General features: G+C 39.9%; 29 protein-coding genes and 2 pseudogenes. 28 read left to right on the top strand and 3 right to left on the bottom strand.

What is annotated here, in order from left to right; all coding sequences use genetic code 11:
- Positions 1 to 269 precede the first annotated feature (269 nt).
- From ADI86_RS04880 to pcp, 3 genes are all read left to right on the top strand, one after another.
- Positions 270 to 695 (top strand): MarR family winged helix-turn-helix transcriptional regulator, encoded by a 426-nt coding sequence (locus tag ADI86_RS04880; protein ID WP_049532009.1) that lies wholly within the window; start codon positions 270 to 272, stop codon positions 693 to 695.
- Positions 696 to 705: 10 nt separating this feature from the next.
- Entirely contained in the window at positions 706 to 1,068 is a 363-nt protein-coding gene (locus ADI86_RS04885) for a DUF1304 domain-containing protein (RefSeq protein ID WP_049532010.1), read from the top strand.
- Positions 1,069 to 1,180: 112 nt separating this feature from the next.
- The gene (pcp, locus tag ADI86_RS04890; RefSeq protein ID WP_049532011.1) at positions 1,181 to 1,825 is read left to right on the top strand and encodes a pyroglutamyl-peptidase I; all 645 of its coding nucleotides are present in this window, start codon (positions 1,181 to 1,183) and stop codon (positions 1,823 to 1,825) included.
- Positions 1,826 to 1,850: 25 nt separating this feature from the next.
- Here pcp and ADI86_RS04895 read toward each other — a convergent pair whose 3' ends face one another.
- Positions 1,851 to 2,708 (bottom strand): DUF975 family protein, encoded by an 858-nt coding sequence (locus ADI86_RS04895; protein WP_049532012.1) that lies wholly within the window; start codon positions 2,706 to 2,708, stop codon positions 1,851 to 1,853.
- A gap of 116 nt (positions 2,709 to 2,824) precedes the next feature.
- On the opposite strand from ADI86_RS04895, the gene tgt reads away from it, so the two are divergent.
- The 12 genes and pseudogenes from tgt to ADI86_RS10730 all read left to right on the top strand — a co-directional run.
- Entirely contained in the window at positions 2,825 to 3,967 is a 1,143-nt protein-coding gene (gene tgt / locus ADI86_RS04900; protein WP_049532013.1) for a tRNA guanosine(34) transglycosylase Tgt, read from the top strand.
- A 100-nt stretch (positions 3,968 to 4,067) separates the two neighbouring features.
- Positions 4,068 to 5,885 (top strand): acyltransferase family protein, encoded by a 1,818-nt coding sequence (locus ADI86_RS04905; RefSeq protein WP_049532014.1) that lies wholly within the window; start codon positions 4,068 to 4,070, stop codon positions 5,883 to 5,885.
- 151 nt (positions 5,886 to 6,036) lie between these two features.
- Positions 6,037 to 7,188 carry an N-acetylglucosamine-6-phosphate deacetylase gene (gene nagA / locus ADI86_RS04910; RefSeq protein WP_049532015.1) on the top strand — a complete coding sequence of 384 codons (1,152 nt, stop codon included), beginning with the start codon at positions 6,037 to 6,039 and terminating at the stop codon, positions 7,186 to 7,188.
- A gap of 177 nt (positions 7,189 to 7,365) precedes the next feature.
- Positions 7,366 to 7,731: a DUF1033 family protein gene (locus ADI86_RS04915; protein WP_049532016.1), complete on the top strand. Its 366-nt coding sequence runs from the start codon at positions 7,366 to 7,368 to the stop codon at positions 7,729 to 7,731.
- A 76-nt stretch (positions 7,732 to 7,807) separates the two neighbouring features.
- Positions 7,808 to 8,749 (top strand): competence type IV pilus ATPase ComGA, encoded by a 942-nt coding sequence (gene comGA / locus ADI86_RS04920; RefSeq protein WP_049532017.1) that lies wholly within the window; start codon positions 7,808 to 7,810, stop codon positions 8,747 to 8,749.
- A complete protein-coding gene (comGB, locus tag ADI86_RS04925) occupies positions 8,697 to 9,713 on the top strand; it encodes a competence type IV pilus assembly protein ComGB (protein ID WP_080983175.1) in 1,017 nt (338 codons plus the stop codon). The genes comGA and comGB overlap by 53 nt, the downstream gene beginning before the upstream one ends.
- 1 nt (position 9,714) lies before the next feature.
- Entirely contained in the window at positions 9,715 to 10,041 is a 327-nt protein-coding gene (gene comGC, locus ADI86_RS04930; protein ID WP_049532019.1) for a competence type IV pilus major pilin ComGC, read from the top strand.
- Complete coding sequence (comGD, locus tag ADI86_RS04935; protein WP_049532020.1) at positions 10,034 to 10,438, top strand: competence type IV pilus minor pilin ComGD; 405 nt, start codon at positions 10,034 to 10,036, stop codon at positions 10,436 to 10,438. Before comGC ends, comGD begins: the two co-directional genes overlap by 8 nt.
- Complete coding sequence (comGE, locus tag ADI86_RS04940) at positions 10,401 to 10,703, top strand: competence type IV pilus minor pilin ComGE (protein WP_275043688.1); 303 nt, start codon at positions 10,401 to 10,403, stop codon at positions 10,701 to 10,703. The genes comGD and comGE overlap by 38 nt, the downstream gene beginning before the upstream one ends.
- A complete protein-coding gene (gene comGF, locus ADI86_RS04945; RefSeq protein ID WP_049532022.1) occupies positions 10,666 to 11,127 on the top strand; it encodes a competence type IV pilus minor pilin ComGF in 462 nt (153 codons plus the stop codon). Before comGE ends, comGF begins: the two co-directional genes overlap by 38 nt.
- Positions 11,105 to 11,518, top strand: coding sequence for a competence type IV pilus minor pilin ComGG (comGG, locus tag ADI86_RS04950; RefSeq protein ID WP_049532023.1), 414 nt, complete (start codon positions 11,105 to 11,107; stop codon positions 11,516 to 11,518). The genes comGF and comGG overlap by 23 nt, the downstream gene beginning before the upstream one ends.
- Positions 11,519 to 11,550: 32 nt before the next feature.
- Positions 11,551 to 11,676, top strand: a pseudogene (locus ADI86_RS10730) (SAM-dependent methyltransferase); the annotation flags it as partial.
- Positions 11,677 to 12,254: 578 nt separating this feature from the next.
- Here ADI86_RS10730 and ADI86_RS04960 read toward each other — a convergent pair.
- Together ADI86_RS04960 and ADI86_RS11075 are read right to left on the bottom strand one after the other, a co-directional pair.
- Positions 12,255 to 12,731, bottom strand: a complete 477-nt coding sequence (locus tag ADI86_RS04960; RefSeq protein ID WP_049532025.1) for a GNAT family N-acetyltransferase — start codon at positions 12,729 to 12,731, stop codon at positions 12,255 to 12,257.
- Between the two features lie 149 nt (positions 12,732 to 12,880).
- Positions 12,881 to 13,636: pseudogene (locus ADI86_RS11075) on the bottom strand (IS5 family transposase).
- A 398-nt stretch (positions 13,637 to 14,034) separates the two neighbouring features.
- Between ADI86_RS11075 and ADI86_RS04975 the strand changes: the two are divergent.
- The 13 genes from ADI86_RS04975 to ADI86_RS05035 all read left to right on the top strand — a co-directional run bounded on the left by ADI86_RS04975 (position 14,035) and on the right by ADI86_RS05035 (position 24,115).
- Positions 14,035 to 14,988: a class I SAM-dependent methyltransferase gene (locus ADI86_RS04975; protein WP_049532027.1), complete on the top strand. Its 954-nt coding sequence runs from the start codon at positions 14,035 to 14,037 to the stop codon at positions 14,986 to 14,988.
- Positions 14,989 to 15,037: 49 nt separating this feature from the next.
- Positions 15,038 to 16,231, top strand: coding sequence for an acetate kinase (locus ADI86_RS04980; RefSeq protein WP_049532028.1), 1,194 nt, complete (start codon positions 15,038 to 15,040; stop codon positions 16,229 to 16,231).
- Between the two features lie 6 nt (positions 16,232 to 16,237).
- Entirely contained in the window at positions 16,238 to 16,477 is a 240-nt protein-coding gene (locus ADI86_RS11955) for a hypothetical protein (RefSeq protein ID WP_049532029.1), read from the top strand.
- Positions 16,478 to 16,560: 83 nt separating this feature from the next.
- Positions 16,561 to 16,932, top strand: coding sequence for a ribonuclease P protein component (gene rnpA / locus ADI86_RS04990; RefSeq protein ID WP_000739250.1), 372 nt, complete (start codon positions 16,561 to 16,563; stop codon positions 16,930 to 16,932).
- Complete coding sequence (locus tag ADI86_RS04995) at positions 16,907 to 17,731, top strand: membrane protein insertase YidC (RefSeq protein WP_206541136.1); 825 nt, start codon at positions 16,907 to 16,909, stop codon at positions 17,729 to 17,731. The genes rnpA and ADI86_RS04995 overlap by 26 nt, the downstream gene beginning before the upstream one ends.
- A 17-nt stretch (positions 17,732 to 17,748) precedes the next feature.
- Positions 17,749 to 18,729 (top strand): RNA-binding cell elongation regulator Jag/EloR, encoded by a 981-nt coding sequence (gene jag / locus ADI86_RS05000; protein WP_049532031.1) that lies wholly within the window; start codon positions 17,749 to 17,751, stop codon positions 18,727 to 18,729.
- A gap of 50 nt (positions 18,730 to 18,779) precedes the next feature.
- Complete coding sequence (locus ADI86_RS05005; RefSeq protein WP_049532032.1) at positions 18,780 to 19,403, top strand: hypothetical protein; 624 nt, start codon at positions 18,780 to 18,782, stop codon at positions 19,401 to 19,403.
- A 130-nt stretch (positions 19,404 to 19,533) separates the two neighbouring features.
- Positions 19,534 to 20,991: a PTS ascorbate transporter subunit IIC gene (locus ADI86_RS05010; RefSeq protein WP_000452074.1), complete on the top strand. Its 1,458-nt coding sequence runs from the start codon at positions 19,534 to 19,536 to the stop codon at positions 20,989 to 20,991.
- A 22-nt stretch (positions 20,992 to 21,013) separates the two neighbouring features.
- Positions 21,014 to 21,295 (top strand): PTS sugar transporter subunit IIB, encoded by a 282-nt coding sequence (locus ADI86_RS05015; protein ID WP_000241466.1) that lies wholly within the window; start codon positions 21,014 to 21,016, stop codon positions 21,293 to 21,295.
- A gap of 76 nt (positions 21,296 to 21,371) precedes the next feature.
- A complete protein-coding gene (locus ADI86_RS05020; protein ID WP_033679597.1) occupies positions 21,372 to 21,857 on the top strand; it encodes a PTS sugar transporter subunit IIA in 486 nt (161 codons plus the stop codon).
- Between the two features lie 16 nt (positions 21,858 to 21,873).
- Positions 21,874 to 22,539, top strand: coding sequence for a 3-keto-L-gulonate-6-phosphate decarboxylase UlaD (locus ADI86_RS05025; protein ID WP_023947938.1), 666 nt, complete (start codon positions 21,874 to 21,876; stop codon positions 22,537 to 22,539).
- Positions 22,540 to 22,542: 3 nt separating this feature from the next.
- Entirely contained in the window at positions 22,543 to 23,406 is an 864-nt protein-coding gene (locus ADI86_RS05030; protein ID WP_023947936.1) for an L-ribulose-5-phosphate 3-epimerase, read from the top strand.
- A gap of 1 nt (position 23,407) precedes the next feature.
- On the top strand, positions 23,408 to 24,115 hold the full coding sequence (locus ADI86_RS05035) for an L-ribulose-5-phosphate 4-epimerase (RefSeq protein WP_049532033.1): 708 nt from the start codon (positions 23,408 to 23,410) through the stop codon (positions 24,113 to 24,115).
- Positions 24,116 to 24,230: the final 115 nt, after the last annotated feature.

Genomic DNA, 24,230 nt, shown 5'->3' on the forward strand with positions numbered 1-24,230 from the left:
TACAACAAAGTAGGCTCCATAATATCCATAGGGGATTTACCCACTACAAATATTATAGAGCCAGTTTTATCTGCAACCTCAAAGCTGTGCTTTGAGCAACCTGCGGCTAGCTTCCTAGTTTGCTCTTTGATTTTCATTGAGTATCAATATGAATGGAGAATGAGAAGTTAGAATTTTGTACTGCTTTAAGCAACATTCTTGCAATCTATTTTACTTTATAATATAATTGATTAGTCAAGTATTGATAAATCAATAGAAAGGAGAAAGAAATGATAGAGATTCAAGATTTACTTTATCAACTCCGCTTGTCTGAGCAAGCAAGCACGAAATTGTTTGAAAAAAGACTTGGGATTAGTTTGACACGGTATCAGATTTTATTATTTTTGCTGAAGCATTCCCCTTGTAATCAAATAGCGGTTCAGGAGCGTTTGAAGATTGATCAGGCCGCCTTGACACGGCATTTCAAGATTTTGGAAAAGGAAGGTTTAGTGGAGCGTCATCGCAATCCTGAAAATCAGCGAGAAGTGTTGGTAGAAGCTACGAAGTATGCCAAGGAGCAGTTAGTGGTGAATCCACCTTTGCAGCATATCAAGGTTAAGCAAGAGATGGAAAGTATCTTAACAGAGTCTGAAAGAACAGAGCTCAGCCGTTTATTGGACAAATTGGTTTTGGGTATTGAAAACATAGAAATTTAAGGAGAAATAGATGTCAATTATTACAATCATTTTAGCAACGATTGTTGCTTTGGAGCATTTTTACATTTTTTATTTGGAAAGTATTGCAACGCAATCAGAAGCGACTAGTCGTGTCTTTAACATGGACAAGGAAGAATTGTCTCGTCCGTCTGTAAGTTCATTATTTAAAAATCAAGGAATTTATAACGCTCTGCTAGGAGTCTTTCTCCTGTATGGGATTTATTTCTCACAAAATTTAGAAATTGTGACTATTTTTGTCTTATTTGTGATTGGTGCGGCGACTTACGGCTCTCTAACAGCAGATAAGAAAATTATTTTGAAGCAAGGTGGACCAGCTATTTTGGCCTTGATTAGCATTTTACTTTTTAAATAAACTCAAAGGCCTGTCTTATCCTCTCTAGTCCTTTTCACTCCAGAATAAGGGAAATATGTTATACTTGTTTTTAAGAAAAAAATCTCATTGAATTTGTTTTGAGGAGTTAGAAATGAAAGTATTAGTGACAGGTTTTGAGCCCTTTGGAGGGGAAAAGGTCAATCCAGCTTTGGAGGCCATTAAAGGTTTACCAGCTGAAATCCATGGTGCTGAGGTTCGTTGGCTAGAAGTGCCGACAGTCTTTCACAAATCGGCCCAAGTATTGGAAGAAGAGATGAGTCGTTATCGACCTGACTTTGTCCTTTGTATTGGCCAAGCTGGTGGAAGGTCTAGCTTGACACCTGAGCGAGTGGCTATTAATCAAGACGATGCACGCATTCCTGATAATGATGGTAATCAACCAATTGACCTTCCCATTCGAGCAGATGGAGCTTCGGCCTACTTTAGTAGTTTGCCGATTAAAGCGATGGTTCAAGCTATAAAAAAAGAGGGATTACCGGCCTCTGTTTCCAATACTGCAGGGACTTTTGTCTGCAACCATTTGATGTATCAGGCCCTCTATTTGGTAGAAAAGAAATTTCCACAGGTTAAGGCAGGTTTTATGCATATTCCTTATATGATGGAACAGGTGGTGAATCGACCGACTACTCCAGCTATGAGTTTAGTGGATATTAGGCGAGGGATAGAAGCAGCAATCGACGCCATTATAGAACATGGAGATCAGGACCTCAGGTTGGTGGGCGGAGAAACTCATTGATAGAAAAAAGCTTGAGGGGTCACCTTCAAGCTTTTGGACGTTTTCGAGCCAGTACTGCTCTGTAGAAAATTATTTTATTGATTTGAATATAGGGTAGGAGTGAGAAACTAGCAATTCCAAAGGTAATCCAATTGAGGAAGTACCAAGGAAGGAGTTGTAAGTCTAGGACGAAACGCTGGAACTTGTAGCCTTTCATCAGGAAACGGCTGGTTTTTAGGATTTGTCCTGGTTTTGCTTGTCCTAAGTCTAGGGTGTCACAGAGGAGAAATTCTACCTGCGAATAGGCATAGTATTGTGGAATATAGAGACTATTTCCGACAATGATCAAGATGAGACTTGCAAGAAAGTAGAGACCAAAGGTCATGAGGAAGCGCTCGGTTTCAATTGACGTGAGATCCAGATTGGGAAATTCAGGGTGAAGGGCAACGAATTTCTTGGCTAAAAAGCTACTGTAAAAGAGAAAGTAAATCCCAAGCAAGCTAGGGATGCTCCATAAGAGGAGATAGAAACGTTTGAGAAGGAGAGTCAAAAAGGTTTGTGAAAAGTGCTCTTCGTTAAAGAGAGTAAGACTATTTTTGACAGATAGTTCTGTGTCAGGATTCTTGATGAGTTTCAGGGTTGTATAGACTGAACTGGTTAGAAGTATCGTACCGACAAAGGAGACTAGTAGTGGAAAAAGGTAGGCTTGGAATACATGACCAAACACGCTTAAAAAGGGTTGTTCTAAAATAGACTCGTTGATGCGCTCTAAGGGATTGAGGAAGCCAGATAAGATGACCAGCATGCTAGGTAAGAGATAGACGAGAAAGAGGCGGGGATTTTCAGCTTGAAATTTTCTGGATTGCAGACGAATGGTTTTTAAATCAATTTTTGGGTATTTCATTCTCTCATTATACCATAGTTCGTGACAGTTCCGGCTTTTTTTGATAAAATCATACAGTATGCCCTTGGGCACAAAGTATGAACTGGGACTGTCTTTCCCAGCTTCGGAGGTAAAAAATGTCAGATTCACCAATCAAATATCGTTTGATTAAGAAAGAAAAACACACGGGAGCTCGTCTGGGGGAAATCATCACTCCCCACGGTGCCTTCCCAACACCTATGTTTATGCCAGTTGGAACTCAAGCCACTGTCAAAACTCAGTCGCCTGAAGAATTGAAGGAGATGGGTTCGGGAATTATCCTATCAAACACCTATCATCTCTGGCTTCGCCCTGGAGATGAACTCATTGCACGCGCAGGTGGTCTCCACAAGTTCATGAATTGGGACCAGCCTATCTTGACAGATAGTGGTGGTTTTCAGGTTTATTCCTTAGCAGATAGCCGTAATATCACAGAAGAAGGCGTAACTTTTAAAAACCATCTCAATGGTTCTAAGATGTTCCTATCACCAGAAAAAGCCATCTCTATTCAGAATAATTTGGGCTCAGACATCATGATGTCCTTTGACGAATGTCCTCAGTTTTATCAGCCTTATGACTACGTTAAGAAATCAATCGAGCGTACCAGTCGTTGGGCTGAGCGTGGTTTGAAGGCTCACCGTCGTCCGCATGACCAAGGTTTGTTTGGAATTGTGCAAGGGGCAGGATTTGAAGACCTTCGTCGCCAATCGGCTCATGACCTTGTCAGCATGGACTTCCCAGGCTACTCTATCGGTGGCTTGGCAGTAGGAGAAACCCACGAAGAGATGAATGCTGTCTTGGACTTCACAACCCAACTGCTACCTGAAAACAAACCTCGCTATTTGATGGGTGTGGGAGCGCCAGATAGCTTGATTGATGGGGTGATTCGTGGGGTAGATATGTTTGACTGTGTCTTGCCGACTCGAATCGCTCGTAACGGTACTTGTATGACCAGTCAAGGACGTTTGGTTGTCAAAAATGCCCAGTTTGCTGAGGACTTTACGCCACTCGATCCTGAGTGTGATTGCTACACATGTAAGAACTACACACGCGCCTACCTTCGTCACCTGCTTAAGGCTGATGAAACCTTTGGTATCCGCTTGACTAGCTATCACAATCTTTACTTCTTGCTTAACCTGATGAAGCAAGTGCGACAAGCCATCATGGATGACAATCTATTGGAATTCCGTGAGTATTTTGTGGAAAAATATGGCTATAATAAGTCAGGACGTAATTTCTAAAATGGAATTGATATAAGCTAAAAATCCTAAGTTTTCTCTTAGGATTTTTCTTCTTTTTTTGATAGAATAAAGTGTACAATGAAAGGAAGAATAAACTCGTATGCGCATTAAATGGTTTTCCTTGATTAGGATTACAGGTTTACTACTGGTACTCTTGTATCATTTCTTTCAGACGATCTTTCCTGGAGGATTTTTCGGGGTAGATGTCTTTTTCACATTTTCAGGTTTTCTTATTACGGCTCTACTTATCGAAGAATTTTCTAAAAACCATGAGATTGATTTGATAGGATTTTTTAGAAGACGCTTTTATCGGATTGTGCCACCTGTGGTTTTGATGGTCTTGGTAACCATACCCTTTACCTTTCTAGTTCGACAAGATTATGTGGCTGGAATTGGGGGTCAGATTGCAGGAGTCTTAGGCTTTATGACCAACTTCTATGAACTGCTAACAGGTGGGAGTTATGAATCTCAGTTCATTCCTCATTTGTTTGTTCATAATTGGAGCTTGGCTGTTGAGGTTCACTACTATATTCTTTGGGGATTGGCAGTTTGGTTCTTATCCAAACAGGCTAAATCAAATGGTCAGTTGAAGGGAATGGTTTTTCTCTTGTCTGCTGCTGCCTTCTTGATTAGCTTCTTCTCCATGTTTATTGGTAGTTTTCTAGTAACCTCTTATTCCTCTGTCTACTTCTCTAGTTTAACTCATGTCTATCCATTCTTTTTTGGAAGTGTACTAGCAACGATTGTAGGAGTTCGTCAGACGACTTCCCTCGTCAAGCAGTTGGATAAAATCTGGGATTTACGCAAGACCCTGTTGATTTTTGCAGGAGGTTTTGGCCTCTTACTAATTTTGACCTTCTTTGTCAAATTCACTTATCTTTTTGCCTATCTTATTGGCTTCTTGCTTGCCAGTCTTGCAGCTCTTGCTATGATTCTTGCAGCGCGTGTCTTACATGAAAAGACTCCTAATATGCAGGAGCCAAAGATTATCAGCTTTTTAGCAGATATTAGTTATGCGGTTTATCTCTTCCATTGGCCTTTCTACATCATTTTCTCACAGTTGACATCAAATCTTCTTGCTGTGTTATTAACTTTGATTTTTTCTTATGGCTTTGCCAGTCTGTCATTCTATGTATTGGAACCTTGGATTGCAGGCAAGAACACACCTGTTTTACAAACCCTCCGTCCCCTGCCTTATATTCACGCAATTTTTGCAACAAGTACAGGAATCTTGACCATCATTGTCTGCACGGTGACCTTGTTGGCACCACAAGTGGGAGCCTTTGAAACAGACTTGACTGTCAATGGTTTGAAGCAAGCTGCTAGTAATATTGCCCAAACAAAAGTGATGGCAGAACGAGCAGAAGCTGATAGCCTAGGAATTGCTGATGGCACTATGCTAATTGGTGACTCGGTGGCTTTAAGGGCAAATACAGCCCTGCAGACAGCCCTTCCTGGAGCACAGATTAACGCGCAGGTCAGCAGAACAACTAAGACCGCCAATGAAATCATGCTAAATAATAGCCAGAATAAATTTCTACCAAAGATGGTGGTTATTGCAACTGGGGTAAATAATCCTGAAAATTACAAGGAAGACTGGGATAGTATCGTGAAAAATCTTCCTAAGGGCCACCATATGATTTTGGTAACTCCTTATGAGGGAGATAAGACAAAAGAGACCTATGCAATCGTTGAGAAGTCTGCTGCCTATATGAGAGAATTGGCAGAGAAGACTCCTTACATCACGATAGCAGATTGGAATCAAGTTGCTAAGGAACATCCTGAAATCTGGGCAGGGACAGACCAGGTCCATTTCGGAAGTGACACTAGTAAAATTGAAGCAGGAGCTAAATTGTATGCAGATATCATTGCTACAGCCTTGCAAACAGCTCAAGACAAGCCAGTCAAATCAAAATAACGTGTATTAAAAAGAGAAGAGTTGGAGAAATCCAGCTCTTTTAAAATATCTCTAGAAAATAGGTCTATACCATTTACAAATAAAAAAGAAAGGTTTATAATGTAATTGACATAATAAATTGTAGAATCAATCTTTTAAGGAGGTTAACATTATGCCTAACTATATTAAAGCGGATCAGTTTTTCTATCCACACGGAGTTCGTCGTGGAGGTTACTTGGAACTTGTGGACGGCAAGTTTGGAAAACATGTAGAACAAATTCCTGAAGGAGCTGAGGTGATTGACTATACAGGTTATAGCATTGCTCCAGGACTTGTAGATACCCACATTCATGGATTTGGAGGTGTGGATGTTATGGATAATAACATCGAAGGAACCCTTCATACTATGAGTGAAGGACTCCTCAGCATGGGGGTAACGAGTTTCTTGCCAACTACTTTGACTTCTTCTTATGAACAATTGCTCGCGGTAACAGAAAATATCGGTGCGCGTTATCAGGAAGCAAGTGGAGCTAAGATTCGTGGAATTTATTTTGAAGGCCCATATTTCACAGAGAAATACAAGGGAGCTCAAAATCCTGCCTACATGAAAGACCCTCGTATGGATGAGTTTCGTGCTTGGCAAAAAGCAGCAAATGGCCTGCTAAATAAAATTGCCCTTGCGCCAGAACGTGAAGGTGTAGAAGACTTTGTTCGTACAGTTACAGGAGAAGGTGTGACGGTTGCTCTTGGTCACTCAGATGCAACATTTGACGAAGCTAAAAAGGCAGTAGATGCTGGGGCGAGTGTTTGGGTACACGCCTACAATGGAATGCGTGGGTTGACTCACCGCGAACTCGGTATGGTTGGAGCCATGTATCAATTGCCACATACCTATGCAGAGTTGATTTGTGACGGTCACCACGTAGATCCAAAAGCTTGCGAAATCCTTATCAAACAAAAAGGAACAGAAAATATCGCTCTTATCACAGACTGTATGACAGCTGGTGGATTGGAAGACGGTGACTATATGTTGGGCGAATTCCCTGTAGTAGTTGCAAATGGAACTGCACGCCTCAAATCGACAGGTAACTTGGCAGGTTCTATTCTCAAACTCAAAGACGGTTTGAAAAATGTTGTCGACTGGAACATTGCCTCTCCACATGAAGCAGTTATGATGGCCAGCTTCAACCCAGCAAAATCTGTTCACATTGATGATGTTTGTGGACAAATCCGTGAAGGCTATGACGCTGACTTTATCGTATTAGATAAAGATTTGGAATTGGTAGCAACCTACCTAGATGGTGTGAAACGTTATCAAGCATAAGAGAGAAGGCAGAAGTTAGAGGCTAGCTTCTGCTTTTTTATTATGTGACTACTAGTCCGTAAGGAAGCAGATCAAATTAGATGGCTGGATTTTTTATCAAAAAATGAGAAATGAGCATATTTCTTTCCTTGTTTGGTGGAATTGGTTATAATATACGGTACAAAGGAATGAATGAATATGTATCGTGTTATAGAAATGTACGGAGATTTTGAACCTTGGTGGTTTATAGAGGGTTGGGAAGAAGATATTGTAGCAAGTAGGAAATTTGACCAGTATTATGATGCTCTCAAATACTACAAAACTTGCTGGTTTAGATTGGAACAAGAATCTCCTCTTTATAAAAGTAGAAGTGACTTGATGACCATTTTTTGGGATCCAGAAGACCAACGCTGGTGTGATGAATGTGATGAGTATTTACAACAATACCATTCTTTGGCTCTTTTGCAGGATGAACAGGTTATCCCAGATGAAAAATTACGTCCAGGCTATGAAAAACAAACAGGTAAGGAAAGGCACCGTTCTTGCCGTATGAAATTAAAATAGAGAAAAAGTAACTTTTTTGGAGTTGCTTTTTTTATTTTCCCAAATCTTTGCGAATAATATAGGTGAGGAGGTAAGTATGGTTCAAGAAATTGCACAAGAAATCATTCGTTCAGCTCGGAAAAAAGGAGCGCAAGACATTTATTTTGTCCCCAAGTTAGATGCCTATGAGCTTCATATGAGGGTAGGAGACGAGCGCTGTAAAATCGGTTGTTATGATTTTGAAAAGTTTGCGGCCGTCATCAGTCACTTTAAGTTTGTGGCGGGTATGAATGTTGGAGAAAAGCGACGTAGTCAACTGGGTTCCTGCGATTATGCCTATGACGATCAGATGGCGTCACTACGTTTATCTACCGTAGGTGATTATAGAGGGCATGAGAGTTTAGTCATTCGCTTGTTGCATGATGAGAAGCAGGAGTTGCATTTTTGGTTTCAGGATATTGAAGAACTGGGCAAGCAGTACAGGCAACGGGGACTTTATCTTTTTGCTGGTCCAGTCGGAAGTGGCAAGACGACCCTGATGCACGAATTAGCCAAGTCCCTATTTAAAGGACAGCAAGTCATGTCCATTGAAGATCCTGTCGAAATCAAGCAGGACGACATGCTTCAGTTGCAGTTGAACGAAGCAATCGGGTTGACCTATGAAAATCTCATCAAACTTTCTTTGCGTCATCGACCAGATCTCTTGATTATCGGAGAAATTCGAGACAGCGAGACGGCGCGTGCAGTGGTCAGAGCCAGTTTGACAGGGGCGACAGTCTTTTCAACCATTCACGCCAAGAGTATTCTAGGTGTTTATGAGCGCCTGTTGGAGTTGGGTGTGAGTGAGGAGGAATTGGCAGTCGTTCTGCAGGGAGTCTGCTATCAGAGATTAATCGGGGGAGGAGGAATCGTTGACTTTGCAAACAAAGACTATCAAGAACACCAGCCAACTAGCTGGAATGAACAGATTGACCAGCTTCTTAAAGATGGACATATCACAAATCTTCAGGCTGAAACGGAAAAAATTAGCTACAGCTAAGCAAAAAAATATCATTACTTTGTTTAACAATCTCTTTTCCAGTGGTTTTCATCTGGTGGAGACTATTTCCTTTTTAGATAGGAGTGTCTTGTTGGACAAGCAGTGTGTGACACAAATGCGCACGGGCTTGTCTCAGGGGAAATCATTCTCAGAAATGATGGCTAGTTTAGGCTTTTCAAGCGCCATTGTCACCCAGTTATCCCTAGCTGAAGTTCATGGGAATCTCCACCTGAGTTTGGGAAAGATAGAAGAATATCTGGACAATCTGGCCAAGGTTAAGAAAAAACTAATTGAAGTAGCGACCTATCCCTTGATTTTACTGGGTTTTCTTCTCTTAATTATGCTGGGACTACGTAATTACCTGCTACCACAACTGGATAGTAGCAATATTGCCACCCAAATCATTGGTAATCTGCCACAAATTTTTCTAGGAATGGTAGGGTTTGTTTCCATACTTGTCCTTTTAGCACTAACTTTTTATAAAAGAAGTTCTAAGATGCGCGTCTTTTCTATCTTAGCGCGCCTTCCCTTTCTTGGAATCTTTGTGCAGACCTATTTGACAGCCTATTATGCGCGTGAGTGGGGGAATATGATTTCACAGGGAATGGAGCTGACGCAGATTTTTCAGATGATGCAGGAACAAGGTTCCCAGCTCTTTAAAGAAATCGGTCAAGATCTGGCTCAAGCTCTACAAAATGGTCAGGAATTTTCTCAAACTATAGGAACCTATCCTTTCTTTAGGAAGGAATTGAGTCTCATCATCGAGTATGGGGAAGTCAAGTCCAAACTGGGGAGTGAGTTGGAAATCTATGCGGAAAAGACTTGGGAAGCCTTTTTTACCCGAGTCAACCGCACCATGAATTTGGTGCAGCCACTGGTCTTTATCTTTGTGGCTCTAATTATCGTTTTACTTTATGCGGCAATGCTCATGCCCATGTATCAAAATATGGAGGTAAATTTTTAAAATGAAAAAAATGATGACATTCTTGAAAAAAGCGAAGGTTAAAGCTTTTACACTTGTGGAAATGTTGGTGGTCTTACTCATCATCAGCGTACTTCTCTTGCTCTTTGTACCTAATTTGACCAAGCAAAAAGAAGCAGTCAATGACAAAGGAAAAGCTGCTGTTGTTAAGGTGGTGGAAAGCCAGGCAGAACTTTATAGCTTAGATAAAAATGAAGAGGCTAGCCTAAGCAAGTTAAAAGCAGATGGGCGAATCACAGAAGAACAGGTTAAAGCCTATAATGAATACTATACAAAAAATGGAGGAAAAAATCGTACAGTCAATGATTAAGGCCTTTACTATGCTGGAAAGTCTCTTGGTTTTGAGTCTTGTGAGTCTTCTTGCCTTGGGATTGTCTGGTTCTGTTCAGTCCACTTTTGCAGCGGTAGAGGAGCAGATTTTCTTTATGGAGTTTGAAGAACTCTATCGGGAAACCCAAAAACGCAGTATAGCCAGTCAGCAAAAGACTAGTCTAAACTTAGATGGGCAGACGATTAGCAATGGCAGTCAAAAGTTGACAGTTCCTAAAGGAATTCAGGCACCATTAGGCCAAAGTATTACATTTGACCGAGCTGGGGGCAATTCGTCTCTGGCTAAGGTTGAATTTCAGACCAGTAAAGGAGCAATTCGTTATCAATTATATCTAGGAAATGGAAAAATTAAACGCATTAAGGAAACAAAAAATTAGGGCAGTGATTTTACTGGAAGCAGTAGTTGCTCTAGCTATCTTTGCCAGCGTCGCGACTCTCCTCTTGGGACAAATTCAGAAAAATAGACAAGAAGAAGCAAAAATTTTGCAAAAGGAAGAAGTCTTGAGGGTAGCTAAGATGGCCCTGCAGACAGGTCAAAATCAGGTCAATATCAACGGAGTTGAGATTCAGGTGTTTTCTAGTGAAAAAGGATTGGAGGTCTACCATGGTTCAGAACAGTTGTTGGCAATCAAAGAGCCATAAGGTCAAGGCTTTTACCTTGTTGGAATCCCTGATTGCTCTTATTGTCGTTAGTGGAAGCTTACTCCTATTTCAGGCCATGAGTCAGCTCCTCATCTCAGAGGTTCGCTACCAGCAACAAAGTGAGCAAAAAGAGTGGCTCTTGTTTGTGGATCAGCTGGAGGCAGAGTTAGACCGTTCGCAGTTTGAAAAAGTGGAGGGCAATCGCCTCTATATGAAGCAGGATGGCAAGGAAATTGCGATAGGGAAGTCTAAATCAGATGATTTTCGGAAAACCGATGCCAGTGGACGAGGTTATCAGCCTATGGTTTATGGTCTCAAATCTGCACAGATTACAGAGGACAATCAACTGGTGCGTTTTCGTTTCCAGTTCCAAAAAGGCTTAGAAAGGGAGTTCATCTATCGTGTGGAAAAAGAAAAAAGTTAAGGCAGGTGTTCTCCTCTATGCAGTCACCATAGCAGCCATCTTTAGTCTTCTATTACAATTTTACTTGAATCGACAAGTCGCCCACTATCAAGACTATACTTTGAATAAAGAAAAATTGGTTGCTTTTGCCATGGCCAAGCGAACTAAGGATAAAGCCGAGCAAGAAAGTGGGGAACAGGTTTTTAATCTGGGTCAGGTGAGTTATCAAAACAAGAAAGCAAGCTTGGTGACAAGGGTTCGTACGGATAAGAGTCAATATGAGTTCATCTTTCCTTCCGTCAAAATCAAAGAAGAGAAAAGAGATAAAAAGGAAGAGGTAGCTAACGATTCAGGTGAACAAGCAAATCAGGAAAAATCAGAAGAGAATGCTGAAAAGAAAGAGAATTCCTAGCCAATCAAGCTACTTTGTGCCAAACTAAAAATATGCAACATGATTTTAGCCACAAAGCAGAAACTTTTGATTCACCTAAAAATATCTTTCTTGCAAACTTGGTTTGTCAAGCAGTCGAGAAACAGATTGATCTTCTATCAGACAAAGAAATTTCGGATGCTTTTTGTATGAATAATCGGGGTAGCTACCTATCCGAATTTTTAAATTTTCCTAGTACGAAGAAGTTACTAAGGAACATCGCGAAAGGTTCTCTTAATCAATCCAATATAAAGGCAAGGAGTAGTAAATACGAAACAAATTTTAAAATTTTTTAAATTGAAATTTGGCTTTTAACATGAGGGGTTTCCCTTCACCAAATTTGAGTCTGCCTATCCCTTGACTATTCTTTCCTTTCACAAACGAGTCGCTTATTCAATTATAAGTTTACGTGCTCCTAGTCACAGTTCTTGTGCTTGATGGAAAGAATGACACCTATAAAAATGCGAGGTAGTGGCTATGCCACTCACTTATTCACCTCCCCGTGATTTGTAGTAGTGATAGGTTTTCTCACAATTATTATAAAACAAAATAAAGAGCACACCACTTTTTCATTCTGTCTTGTGCCTTGAGTGAAACGAAAGGAATGAATTATAAACATAAAAGTTTAGTATATAGATTATTCCTCTCAAAATATGCAAATAAGCTAGAATACTAAATTTATAGCAGACTTAGTGAAAAGCAGAAACTAGAAATGATACTAGTTTCTGCTTTTCTCCATAATAATTAATTTCCCCTTTTTTCCTTCTAAATCTTTTTTCACAACAAAAAAACCTGAATTTCTATATGCTTTTTGAGCCAATATATTTTTTTCATTTACAGCCAATACAATATGGTTAATTTCTAATTTTAAAGTTGAGTCTATGAATTCAAATATTTTATTCAGAGCATTAGAACCATATCCTTGATTTCTGAAATTATCATCAATAGAAAATCCTCTAATAAGCGCATAATCATTTTGATAATAGCCATACTCTTTAGGACCAGTGTTTAGGTGTAGGCAAAAAAATCCAATTACTTTATGTTCTTTATTAAGTATTACTATTGGGTATCTATACTTATCTTTTTTAGACTTTTCAATAATATTTTTTGGGGTATCAGTATGTGTAATATCATTTAAAGAATAAGAACTTAAAGAATGGTAATGGTCAACTGCACTATACAAAGATAATTTCATGATAATTAATTCCTTTCTCTTTATGTAAGATACATAACTAAATAGGACTCTAGGTATGTAGATTTTTTTATGAAATGTCCTATAAAAATTAGATATATTTAGAGTTATTACTTTAGTCCTTTATTTTCATTATTAGACTTCCTGCAAAACTAGAATCCTAGTTCATGATTGATAATGCCAGCAATCGAATTCATTCGTAATCCGAAGCGTTTACGATGATTTCGATAGGTTGTTGAAAACATTTTAAACGTTTTTACTGTGGCAAAAATATTCTCAACCTTGCTGCTCTCCTTAGATAGTGCATGGTTACAGGCTTTGTCTTCAAGAGTTAATGGCTTAAGTTTACTTGATTTCCTCGGAGTTTGTGCTTGAGGATATATCTTCATGAGTCCTTGATAAGCACTGTCAGCCAAGATTTTATCAGCTTGTCCGATATTTCTGCGACTCATTTTGAACAACTTCATATCGTGACAATAGTTCACAGTGATCTCCAAAAAACAATTCTCCTTTGACTTGTGACAATCGCTTGAACCTTCATAGCGCGGCATTTCTTTTTACCAGAATAATTCTCTAATTGTTTTTTTAGGGCGATTGATTTTTACTTCCGTCGCATCAATCATTACCGTGTCCTCAGAACTGAGAGGAGTTCTTGAAATCGTAAAACCACTTTGAACAAGAGTTACTTCAACCCATTGACTCCGATGGGTTAAGTTGCTTTCGTGAATACCAAAATCAGCCGCAATTTGTTCATAAGTTCGATATTCTCGCAAATATTGAAGAGTGGCCATAAGAAGGTCTTCAAGGCTTAATTTGAGTTTTCGTCCCCCTTTTGCGTGTTTACCTTGATAAGCTGTTTTTAATACAGCTAACATCTCTTCAAAAGTCGTGCGCTGAACACCAACCAGGAGCTTAAATCGTGCATCAGTTAGTTGTTTACTTGCTTCATAATTTTATTGTATCATATTTTTGTTTCACAGGAAGTCTAATAAATAAAAACTCTTTAAAATTTTGTTGGGAAAATGGGAAAAGGTATGAAATAGAAACTGAGTATAACACTTGGAAAACTCTGTAAAAATAGTAAGTCAATTCATGTCTCGTTTTTTCTCTAGGGAAGTTGGGCGGCTATATTTCTATGACCATTTGTCGGAATAAACATCCCTACCAAGGGTCAATAGAAATAAATTCAACGAGATTTTTGCTATCAGATTTAGACGCCCAACTTGTCACTTATACTCTGATACTCTTTCATATAGGACTTTCTATAAGGATGGAAAAAAGAAGGGAAATTTGATAAGATAGGAATATGGATTTTGAAAAAATTGAACAAGCTTATACGTATTTATTAGAGAATGTCCAAGTCATCCAAAGTGATTTGGCGACCAATTTTTATGATGCCTTGGTGGAGCAAAACAGCATCTATCTGGATGGTGAGACGGAGCTAAAACAGGTCAAAGAGAACAATCAAGCCCTTAAGCGTTTAGCGCTTCGCAAAGAAGAATGGCTCAAGACCTACCAGTTTCTCTTGATGAAAGCTGGGCAGACAGAGCCCCTACAGGCCAATCACCAGTTTACACCAGATGCCATTGCTTTACTTTTGGTGTTTATTGTGGAAGAGTTGTCTCAAAAGGAGGAAATCACTATCCTCGAAATGGGGTCTGGGATGGGAATTCTAGGCGCTACTTTCTTGACCTCGCTTGATAAAAAGGTGGATTACTTGGGAATGGAAGTGGATGATTTGCTGATTGATTTGGCAGCTAGCATGGCAGATGTAATTGGTTTGCAGGCTGGTTTTGTCCAAGGAGATGCCGTTCGTCCACAAATGCTCAAAGAAAGCGACGTGGTCATTAGCGACCTACCTGTCGGCTATTATCCTGATGATGCCGTTGCGTCGCGCCATCAAGTTGCTTCTAGTCAAGAACATACCTACGCCCATCACTTGCTCATGGAACAAGGGCTTAAGTACCTTAAATCAGATGGCTACGCTATTTTTCTAGCTCCGAGTGATTTGTTGACCAGTCCTCAAAGTGATTTGTTGAAAGGGTGGTTGAAAGAGGGAGCAAGTCTGACTGCTATGATTAGTTTGCCTGAAAATCTCTTTGCCAATGCCAAACAATCCAAGACCATTTTTATCTTACAGAAGAAAAGTGAAATAGCAGTAGAACCCTTTGTTTATCCACTTGCTAGCTTACAAGATGCAAGTGTTTTAATGAAATTTAAAGAAAATTTTCAAAAATGGACTCAAGGTACTGAAATATAAAAAAGATTTTGTTATAATAGATGAAAACGCTTAAAAGAGGAGTCTTGTTATGACAAAAACAATTGCAATCAATGCAGGAAGTTCAAGTTTGAAATGGCAATTATACTTAATGCCAGAGGAAAAAGTGTTAGCCAAAGGCTTGATTGAACGTATCGGTTTGAAAGATTCAATTTCAACTGTAAAATTTGACGGCCGTTATGAACAACAAATTTTGGATATCGAAAATCACACACAAGCTGTTAAAATCTTATTGGATGACTTGATTCGTTTCGACATTATCAAGGCTTATGATGAGATTACTGGTGTTGGCCACCGTGTTGTTGCAGGTGGAGAATATTTCAAAGAATCAACAGTCGTTGAGGGAGATGTTTTAGAAAAAGTTGAAGAGTTGAGTTTGTTGGCTCCTCTCCATAATCCAGCCAATGCAGCAGGTGTTCGTGCCTTCAAGGAATTGTTGCCAGACATTACCAGTGTAGTTGTTTTTGATACTTCATTCCACACAACTATGCCAGAGAAAGCTTATCGCTATCCACTACCAACAAAATATTACACAGAAAACAAGGTTCGTAAATATGGTGCTCACGGTACAAGTCACCAGTTTGTAGCAGGAGAAGCTGCAAAACTCTTGGGCCGTCCATTAGAAGAATTGAAATTGATTTCTTGCCACATCGGTAATGGTGCTTCTATTACAGCTGTTAAGGGTGGTCAATCTGTGGATACTTCAATGGGATTCACTCCACTTGGTGGTGTGATGATGGGAACACGTACCGGAGATATTGACCCAGCTATCATTCCTTACTTAATGCAATATACAGAGGACTTTAACACTCCTGAAGACATTAGTCACGTCCTTAATCGTGAATCAGGGCTTATGGGGGTTTCAGGCCAGTCTAGTGATATGCGTGATGTGATTGCTGCGAAAGAAGCAGGAGATCATGATGCTACCTTAGCTTATGAAATCTATGTTGATCGTATCCAAAAACATATTGGTCAATACCTTGCGGTCCTAAATGGAGCAGATGCTATTATCTTCACAGCAGGTGTAGGAGAAAATGCAACTGATGTACGTGAAGATGTTATCTCAGGTATTTCTTGGTTTGGCTGTGATGTTGACCCAGAAAAGAACGTCTTTGGCGTGACAGGAGACATCTCAACAGAGGCAGCGAAGATTCGTGTCTTGGTTATTCCAACAGATGAAGAACTGGTCATTGCTCGTGACGTTGAACGCTTGAAAAATAAGTAAAACTCAATGAAAATCAAAGAGCACACTAGGAAACTAGTCGCAGGTTGCTCAAAACAGTGTTTTGAGGTTGTGGATAGAACTGATGAAGTCAGCTCAAAGCACTGCTTTGAGGTTGTAGATAAGACTGACGAAGTCAGTTACATATACCTGCTGACGTGGTTTGAAGAGATTTCCGAAGAGTATAAAACTAGAAAAAATATTCAGTACAAGAAGTTGGGAAAGAGATTTTCCAGCTTCTTTTTCTGATGAAATTGTCCAAAACCTTGCTATGATTGGCTTTTTTGAAAAATATGGTATAATAGTAGTAATTTAATAGATGGAGTTGAGTTTTGAAGAAAAACTTTCGTGTAAAAAGAGAGAAAGATTTTAAGGCGATTTTCAAGGAGGGGACAAGTTTTGCCAATCGCAAATTTGTTGTCTATCAGTTAGAAAACCAGAAAAACCATTTTCGAGTAGGTCTATCAGTTAGCAAAAAACTGGGAAATGCGGTCACTAGAAATCAAATCAAGCGACGAATCCGACATATTATCCAGAATGTAAAAGGGAGTCTGGAAGAAAATGTCGATTTTGTTGTCATTGCTCGAAAAGGGGTCGAAACCTTGGGATACGCAGAGATGGAGAAAAATCTACTCCACGTATTAAAATTATCAAAGATTTACCAGGAAGGAAATGGGAGTGAAAAAGAAACTACAGTTGACTAGTTTGCTAGGACTGTCTCTATTTATCATGACAGCCTGTGCAACAAATGGGACAACTAGCGATATCACAGCCGATTCGGCTGATTTTTGGAGTAAATTTGTTTACTTCTTTGCGGAAATCATTCGCTTTTTATCGTTTGATATCAGTATCGGAGTGGGGATTATTCTCTTTACGGTCTTGATTCGTACACTGCTCTTGCCAGTCTTTCAGGTGCAAATGGTGGCTTCTCGAAAAATGCAGGAAGCTCAACCACGCATTAAGGCGCTTCGAGAACAATATCCAGGTCGAGATATGGAGAGCAGAACCAAGCTAGAGCAAGAAATGCGTAAAGTCTTTAAAGAAATGGGCGTTAGACAGTCAGATTCTCTTTGGCCTATTTTGATTCAGATGCCGGTTATCTTGGCCTTGTTCCAAGCTCTATCGAGAGTTGACTTTTTAAAGACGGGTCATTTCTTATGGATTAACCTTGGTGGTGTGGATACAACCCTTGTTCTTCCTATTTTAGCAGCAGTATTTACCTTTTTAAGTACTTGGCTGTCTAATAAAGCCTTGTCTGAGCGTAATGGAGCTACGACTGCGATGATGTATGGGATTCCAGTCTTGATTTTTATCTTTGCAGTTTATGCACCAGGTGGAGTCGCCCTCTACTGGACAGTATCCAATGCTTATCAAGTCCTGCAAACCTATTTCTTGAACAATCCATTCAAGATTATCGCAGCGCGCGAGGCAGTAGCTCAGGCACAGAAAGATTTGGAAAATAGAAAAAGAAAAGCCAAGAAAAAGGCTCAGAAAACGAAATAATAAGGAGGAATCTGGTAATGGTAGTATTTACAGGTTCAACTGTTGAAGAAGCAATCCAGAAAGGATTGAAAGAATTAGATATTCCAAGAATGAAGGCTCACATCAAAGTCATTTCTCGTGAAAAAAAAGGATTTCTTGGCTTATTTGGTAAAAAACCAGCCCAGGTTGATATTGAAGCTATTAGTGAAACAACTGTCATTAAAGCAAACCAACAAGCTGTAAAGGGAGTTCCAAAGCAAATTAATGATTTGAATGAGCCTGTTAAAACAGTCAGTGAAGCAACTGTTGATTTGGGTCATGTTGTAGAGGCAATTAAAAAGATTGAGGAAGAAGGCCAAGGTATTTCTGATGAAGTCAAGGCTGAAATCTTAAAACATGAAAGACATGCCAGCACTATCTTAGAAGAAACTGGTCACATTGAGATTTTAAATGAATTACAACTTGAAGAAAATGCTCTCGAAGAAGAAGTAGAAACTCCTATTCTTGAAAGCCAAACTGAAAGTCAAGAACTAGAAGACTTGGGCTTGAAGGTTGAACCGAGTTTCGATATTGATCAGGTAGCTACGGAAGTAACGACTTATGTTCAAACAATTATTGATGACATGGACGTTGAAGCCACACTTTCAAATGATTATAACCGTCGTAGCATCAATCTACAAATTGACACCAACGAACCAGGTCGTATTATCGGCTACCATGGTAAAGTCTTGAAGGCCTTGCAACTGTTGGCTCAAAATTATCTTTACAACCGCTATTCAAGAACCTTCTACATTACAATCAATGTCAATGATTATGTCGAACACCGTGCAGAAGTCTTGCAGACCTATGCGCAAAAATTAGCGACTCGTGTTTTGGAAGAAGGGCGCAGTCATAAAACAGATCCAATGTCAAATAGCGAACGCAAGATTATCCATCGTATTATTTCACGTATGGATGGCGTGACTAGTTACTCTGAAGGTGATGAGCCAAATCGCTATGTTGTTGTAGATACAGAATAAGTAAAATCAGGTTTATCCTGATTTTTTGCTAGTTAGAGGAGGTTAAACTGATGTTGAATAAGATAAGAGACTATCTAGAATTTGCAGGGATCCAGTACCGTAATCCTGATAAAGCAGGAGAAGAGCGAGAAAAAATGCTGGCATTCCGCCACAAAGGTCAAGAGGCTCGAAAGGCTTTTACAGAACTGACTAAAGCATTTCAAACCAGTCATCCAGAATGGCAACTCCAACAGACTAGCCAGTGGATGAATCAGGCCCAGCGTTTGAGACCACATTTTTGGGTTTATCTACAACGTGAGGGGAAAGTGACTGAACCTATGCTAGCCTTACGTTTGTACGGGAATCCTTCTGATTTTGGTATTTCCTTAGAAGTCAGTTTCATCGAGCGCAAGAAAGATGAGCAAACTCTAGGTAAGCAGGTCAAAGTTTTAGAAATTCCAACCGTTGAAGGTATTTATTATCTAGTCTACTCTGATGATCAAAGTCAACGGTGGGATGCGAACGAAGAAAATCGTCAAATTTTAAGAAATAAACTATCCAATCAGGAAGTCCGAAAAGTTTTAGTTAAGGCAGATGTTCCAGTGACAGATAATTCATCTGAAGAAGAAATCGTAGAAGCCCTACTGAAATCTTATGATAAAATTCTTCCGTTTTATCTAGCTACGAGAAAATAAGCTAATCATTAAAATATTATAAATCATACAGTCCAAGAGTGAACAGTCCGATGTGTAATTCTTGGTCTTTTTGTTTGCGCTTTCAAAATATATAATAAAACTATAAAAACAATTCAAAAGGAGAACAATTATGGAAGTCATTTCAAGTGTTCTAAATTGGTTTTCTAGCAATATTTTGCAGAATCCCGCATTTTTCGTAGGTTTATTGGTGTTGATAGGATACGCACTTTTGAAAAAACCTGCCCATGACGTTTTCTCAGGGTTTGTTAAAGCAACAGTAGGGTATATGTTGCTCAACGTAGGTGCTGGTGGCTTGGTTACAACCTTCCGTCCTATCTTAGCAGCCCTTAACTACAAATTCCAAATTGGTGCAGCCGTTATCGACCCTTACTTTGGACTGGCTGCAGCAAACAACAAAATTGCAGCAGAGTTTCCAGATTTTGTTGGAACTGCAACTACAGCTCTATTGATTGGTTTCGGAATAAATATCTTGCTCGTAGCTCTTCGCAAGATCACGAAGGTAAGAACCCTCTTTATTACTGGTCACATCATGGTACAGCAAGCTGCAACAGTATCTCTTATGGTTCTATTCTTAGTACCACAATTGCGCAATGCTTACGGTACAGCAGCGATTGGTATCATCTGTGGACTTTACTGGGCAGTTAGTTCAAATATGACTGTTGAGGCAACTCAACGCTTGACTGGTGGTGGCGGATTTGCGATTGGTCACCAACAGCAATTTGCAATCTGGTTTGTAGATAAAGTAGCAGGACGCTTTGGTAAGAAAGAAGAAAGTTTAGACAATCTTAAATTACCTAAGTTCCTCTCAATCTTCCACGATACAGTTGTTGCATCTGCTACCTTGATGCTCGTATTCTTCGGAGCCATTCTTTTAATCTTGGGTCCAGACATTATGTCTAATAAAGAAGTCATCACTTCAGGAACTCTATTCAATCCTGCTAAACAAGATTTCTTTATGTACATTATTCAAACAGCCTTTACCTTCTCAGTTTACTTGTTCGTTTTGATGCAAGGTGTCCGCATGTTCGTATCTGAGTTGACAAACGCCTTCCAAGGTATTTCAAACAAATTGTTGCCAGGCTCATTCCCAGCGGTTGACGTTGCAGCTTCTTATGGATTTGGTTCTCCAAACGCTGTCTTGTCAGGATTTGCCTTTGGTTTGATTGGTCAATTGATCACAATTGTCTTGCTCATCGTCTTTAAAAATCCGATTCTTATTATTACAGGATTTGTACCAGTGTTCTTTGACAATGCAGCCATTGCGGTCTACGCTGATAAACGCGGTGGATGGAAAGCGGCTGTTATCCTATCCTTCATCTCAGGTGTTCTCCAAGTTGCTTTAGGAGCTCTCTGTGTAGCTCTTCTTGATTTAGCATCTTATGGTGGTTACCATGGAAATATCGACTTTGAATTCCCATGGCTTGGATTTGGATATATCTTCAAATACCTTGGTATTGTTGGTTATGTACTTGTGTGTCTCTTCTTGCTTGTTATTCCTCAACTTCAATTTGCCAAAGCAAAAGATAAAGAGAAATATTACAACGGTGCAGTTCAAGAAGAAGCTTAGTATCTAGAAAAGGAGAAATAAAATGGTTAAAGTATTAGCAGCGTGCGGAAATGGAATGGGTTCATCAATGGTTATCAAGATGAAGGTTGAAAATGCTCTCCGTAAGCTTAATCAAACAGATTTTACAGTCAATTCATGCAGTGTCGGTGAAGCTAAAGGTTTAGCAGCAGGATATGACATCGTAATCGCTTCTCTTCATTTGATCCAAGAATTGGAAGGGCGAACTAATGGGAAGTTAATTGGGCTTGACAACTTGATGGATGATAAAGAAATCACTGAAAAACTCAGTCAAGCACTACAGTAAAAGGTTGGAGGGGGCTGGATAGAAACTGAGAGTCATCGTTTCTGTCCTTCTCCCTCTTTAAATAAAGGAGGCAGATATGAATTTAAAACAAGCTTTAATTGACAATGACTCGATCCGACTAGGTTTAGAAGCTAAAGACTGGAAAGAAGCAGTCAAGGTAGCAGTAGATCCCTTGATTGAAAGTGGAGCAATTTTGCCAGAGTATTACGATGCTATCATTGAATCGACTGAAGAGTATGGCCCATACTATATCTTAATGCCAGGTATGGCTATGCCCCATGCTAGACCTGAAGCTGGAGTGCAAAGAGATGCCTTTTCATTGATCACCTTACAAAATCCTGTTGTATTTTCAGATGGGAAAGAAGTTTCAGTTTTGTTGGCACTAGCAGCAACAAGCTCAAAAATTCACACAAGTGTAGCCATTCCACAGATTATTGCCTTGTTTGAATTAGAAGATTCTATCGCACGTTTACAGGTTTGCCAGACTAAGGAAGATGTCTTGACGATGATTGAAGAATCTAAGGATAGCCCTTATCTCGAGGGATTGGATTTGGAAAGTTAGAAAGAGGAATAAAGAGATGACAAAAAGAATACCTAATTTACAAGTTGCATTAGATCATTCAGACTTGCAAGGAGCGATTAAAGCAGCTGTTTCTGTTGGTCAGGAAGTAGATATTATCGAAGCTGGAACTGTTTGCTTATTACAAGTTGGAAGTGAACTGGTTGAAGTCTTGCGAAGCCTTTTTCCAGATAAGATTATTGTGGCAGACACAAAATGTGCCGATGCTGGTGGAACAGTTGCCAAAAATAATGCCGTTCGTGGTGCCGATTGGATGACTTGTATCTGTTGTGCAACTATCCCTACTATGGAAGCGGCTCTAAAGGCTATCATGGCTGAACGTGGAGACCGAGGCGAAATCCAGATTGAACTTTATGGCGATTGGACTTTTGAACAAGCTCAGCTTTGGCTAGATGCTGGTATCTCACAAGCTATTTATCACCAATCTCGTGATGCACTTCTTGCTGGTGAGACTTGGGGTGAAAAAGACCTTAATAAGGTTAAAAAACTTATCGACATGGGCTTCCGTGTGTCTGTAACAGGTGGTCTAGATGTAGATACTCTCAAACTATTTGAAGGCGTTGATGTCTTTACCTTTATCGCAGGTCGTGGAATTACAGAGGCTGCAGATCCAGCAGGAGCAGCGCGTGCCTTCAAGGATGAAATCAGACGAATTTGGGGGTAAACCATGGCACGTCCAATTGGAATTTATGAAAAGGCAACCCCGACACACTTTACTTGGCTAGAACGTTTAAATTTTGCCAAGGAGTTAGGCTTTGATTTTGTCGAGATGTCTATTGATGAACGTGACGAGCGTTTAGCAAGACTGGACTGGAGCAAGGACGAGCGTTTGGAAGTTGTCAAAGCAATCTATAAAACTGGTGTTCGTATTCCTTCTATCTGTTTTTCAGGCCATCGTCGCTACCCATTGGGATCAAATGATCCAGTTCTAGAGGAAAAATCTCTAGAACTCATGAAAAAATGTATTGAATTAGCCCAAGACTTGGGAGTTCGTACTATTCAATTAGCTGGTTACGACGTTTATTATGAGGAAAAGTCACCCCAGACACGCCAACGTTTTATCAAAAATTTGAGAAAAGCTTGTGACTGGGCTGAAGAGGCTCAGGTGGTACTTGCTATTGAAATTATGGATGATCCTTTTATCAATAGTATCGAAAAATACTTGGCTGTAGAAAAGGATGTTGACTCTCCCTACCTTTTTGTATATCCAGATATTGGGAATGTGTCTGCATGGCATAATGATGTCTATAGTGAGTTCTATCTAGGTCACCATGCTATCACAGCTCTCCATCTCAAGGATACTTATGCAGTGACAGAAAGTTCAAAGGGGCAGTTCCGAGATGTACCTTTTGGGCAAGGTTGTGTCAAATGGGAAGAAGCTTTCGATATTTTAAAGCAAACCAATTATAATGGTCCTTTCCTAATCGAAATGTGGTCTGAAAATTGTGAAACTGTAGAAGAAACACGCGCAGCCATTCAAGAGGCACAAGCTTTTCTCTATCCACTAATTAAGAAAGCAGGTTTGATGTAAGATGAATCAAGTAATTAATGCTATGCGTAAACGAGTCTGTGATGCCAATCAATCATTGCCAAAACATGGACTTGTCAAATTTACCTGGGGCAATGTATCGGAAGTCAATCGTGAACTCGGTGTCATTGTTATCAAACCATCAGGCGTAGATTATGACGAATTGACACCTGAAAACATGGTGGCAACTGACCTGGATGGCAAGGTTCTAGAAGGAGATTTAAGACCATCTTCGGACCTTCCAACTCATGTGCAGTTATATAAGGCTTGGCCAGAGATTGCTAGTGTGGTCCATACCCATTCGACAGAAGCTGTTGGTTGGGCTCAGGCAGGTCGTGATATTCCTTTCTATGGAACAACCCATGCGGATTATTTCTACGGTTCAATTCCTTGCGCCCGTAGTTTGACCAAGGATGAAGTAGAAGTAGCCTATGAAAAAGATACTGGTCTGGTCATCGTGGAAGAGTTTGAACGCCGTGGTCTAAACCCTGTTGAAGTACCAGGGATTGTCGTACGTAATCACGGTCCATTCACCTGGGGCAAAAATCCAGAGAATGCTGTCTATCACTCTGTTGTACTAGAGGAAGTGTCTAAGATGAATCGTTTCACAGAGCAAATCAATCCAAGAGTTGAACCTGCTCCCCAGTACATCCTAGAAAAGCACTACCAACGTAAGCATGGACCAAATGCTTATTACGGTCAAAAGAAATAAGAAATTGAATTGAAAAGAGGCTAGGACCTTTCGATCCAAGCCTCGCTTTTGTAATTGTAAGTATTCGTTATTAAGAGACTACTGTTGATAATTGAAATGCGTTAGTGAATGTGAT

Origin of the sequence: Streptococcus pseudopneumoniae (assembly GCF_001074975.1) — a bacterium.
Classification (GTDB): Bacteria; Bacillota; Bacilli; order Lactobacillales; family Streptococcaceae; genus Streptococcus; species Streptococcus pseudopneumoniae_D.

Coding starts and splice junctions, on each gene's coding strand:
- ADI86_RS04880 (WP_049532009.1), top strand. CDS start 270: ATGATAGAGATTCAAGATTTACTTTATCAACTCCGCTTGTCTGAGCAA.
- ADI86_RS04885 (WP_049532010.1), top strand. CDS start 706: ATGTCAATTATTACAATCATTTTAGCAACGATTGTTGCTTTGGAGCAT.
- pcp (WP_049532011.1), top strand. CDS start 1,181: ATGAAAGTATTAGTGACAGGTTTTGAGCCCTTTGGAGGGGAAAAGGTC.
- ADI86_RS04895 (WP_049532012.1), bottom strand. CDS start 2,708: ATGAAATACCCAAAAATTGATTTAAAAACCATTCGTCTGCAATCCAGA.
- tgt (WP_049532013.1), top strand. CDS start 2,825: ATGTCAGATTCACCAATCAAATATCGTTTGATTAAGAAAGAAAAACAC.
- ADI86_RS04905 (WP_049532014.1), top strand. CDS start 4,068: ATGCGCATTAAATGGTTTTCCTTGATTAGGATTACAGGTTTACTACTG.
- nagA (WP_049532015.1), top strand. CDS start 6,037: ATGCCTAACTATATTAAAGCGGATCAGTTTTTCTATCCACACGGAGTT.
- ADI86_RS04915 (WP_049532016.1), top strand. CDS start 7,366: ATGTATCGTGTTATAGAAATGTACGGAGATTTTGAACCTTGGTGGTTT.
- comGA (WP_049532017.1), top strand. CDS start 7,808: ATGGTTCAAGAAATTGCACAAGAAATCATTCGTTCAGCTCGGAAAAAA.
- comGB (WP_080983175.1), top strand. CDS start 8,697: ATGGACATATCACAAATCTTCAGGCTGAAACGGAAAAAATTAGCTACA.
- comGC (WP_049532019.1), top strand. CDS start 9,715: ATGAAAAAAATGATGACATTCTTGAAAAAAGCGAAGGTTAAAGCTTTT.
- comGD (WP_049532020.1), top strand. CDS start 10,034: ATGATTAAGGCCTTTACTATGCTGGAAAGTCTCTTGGTTTTGAGTCTT.
- comGE (WP_275043688.1), top strand. CDS start 10,401: ATGGAAAAATTAAACGCATTAAGGAAACAAAAAATTAGGGCAGTGATT.
- comGF (WP_049532022.1), top strand. CDS start 10,666: ATGGTTCAGAACAGTTGTTGGCAATCAAAGAGCCATAAGGTCAAGGCT.
- ADI86_RS04960 (WP_049532025.1), bottom strand. CDS start 12,731: ATGAAATTATCTTTGTATAGTGCAGTTGACCATTACCATTCTTTAAGT.
- ADI86_RS04975 (WP_049532027.1), top strand. CDS start 14,035: ATGGATTTTGAAAAAATTGAACAAGCTTATACGTATTTATTAGAGAAT.
- ADI86_RS04980 (WP_049532028.1), top strand. CDS start 15,038: ATGACAAAAACAATTGCAATCAATGCAGGAAGTTCAAGTTTGAAATGG.
- ADI86_RS11955 (WP_049532029.1), top strand. CDS start 16,238: ATGAAAATCAAAGAGCACACTAGGAAACTAGTCGCAGGTTGCTCAAAA.
- jag (WP_049532031.1), top strand. CDS start 17,749: ATGGTAGTATTTACAGGTTCAACTGTTGAAGAAGCAATCCAGAAAGGA.
- ADI86_RS05005 (WP_049532032.1), top strand. CDS start 18,780: ATGTTGAATAAGATAAGAGACTATCTAGAATTTGCAGGGATCCAGTAC.
- ADI86_RS05010 (WP_000452074.1), top strand. CDS start 19,534: ATGGAAGTCATTTCAAGTGTTCTAAATTGGTTTTCTAGCAATATTTTG.
- ADI86_RS05015 (WP_000241466.1), top strand. CDS start 21,014: ATGGTTAAAGTATTAGCAGCGTGCGGAAATGGAATGGGTTCATCAATG.
- ADI86_RS05020 (WP_033679597.1), top strand. CDS start 21,372: ATGAATTTAAAACAAGCTTTAATTGACAATGACTCGATCCGACTAGGT.
- ADI86_RS05025 (WP_023947938.1), top strand. CDS start 21,874: ATGACAAAAAGAATACCTAATTTACAAGTTGCATTAGATCATTCAGAC.
- ADI86_RS05030 (WP_023947936.1), top strand. CDS start 22,543: ATGGCACGTCCAATTGGAATTTATGAAAAGGCAACCCCGACACACTTT.
- ADI86_RS05035 (WP_049532033.1), top strand. CDS start 23,408: ATGAATCAAGTAATTAATGCTATGCGTAAACGAGTCTGTGATGCCAAT.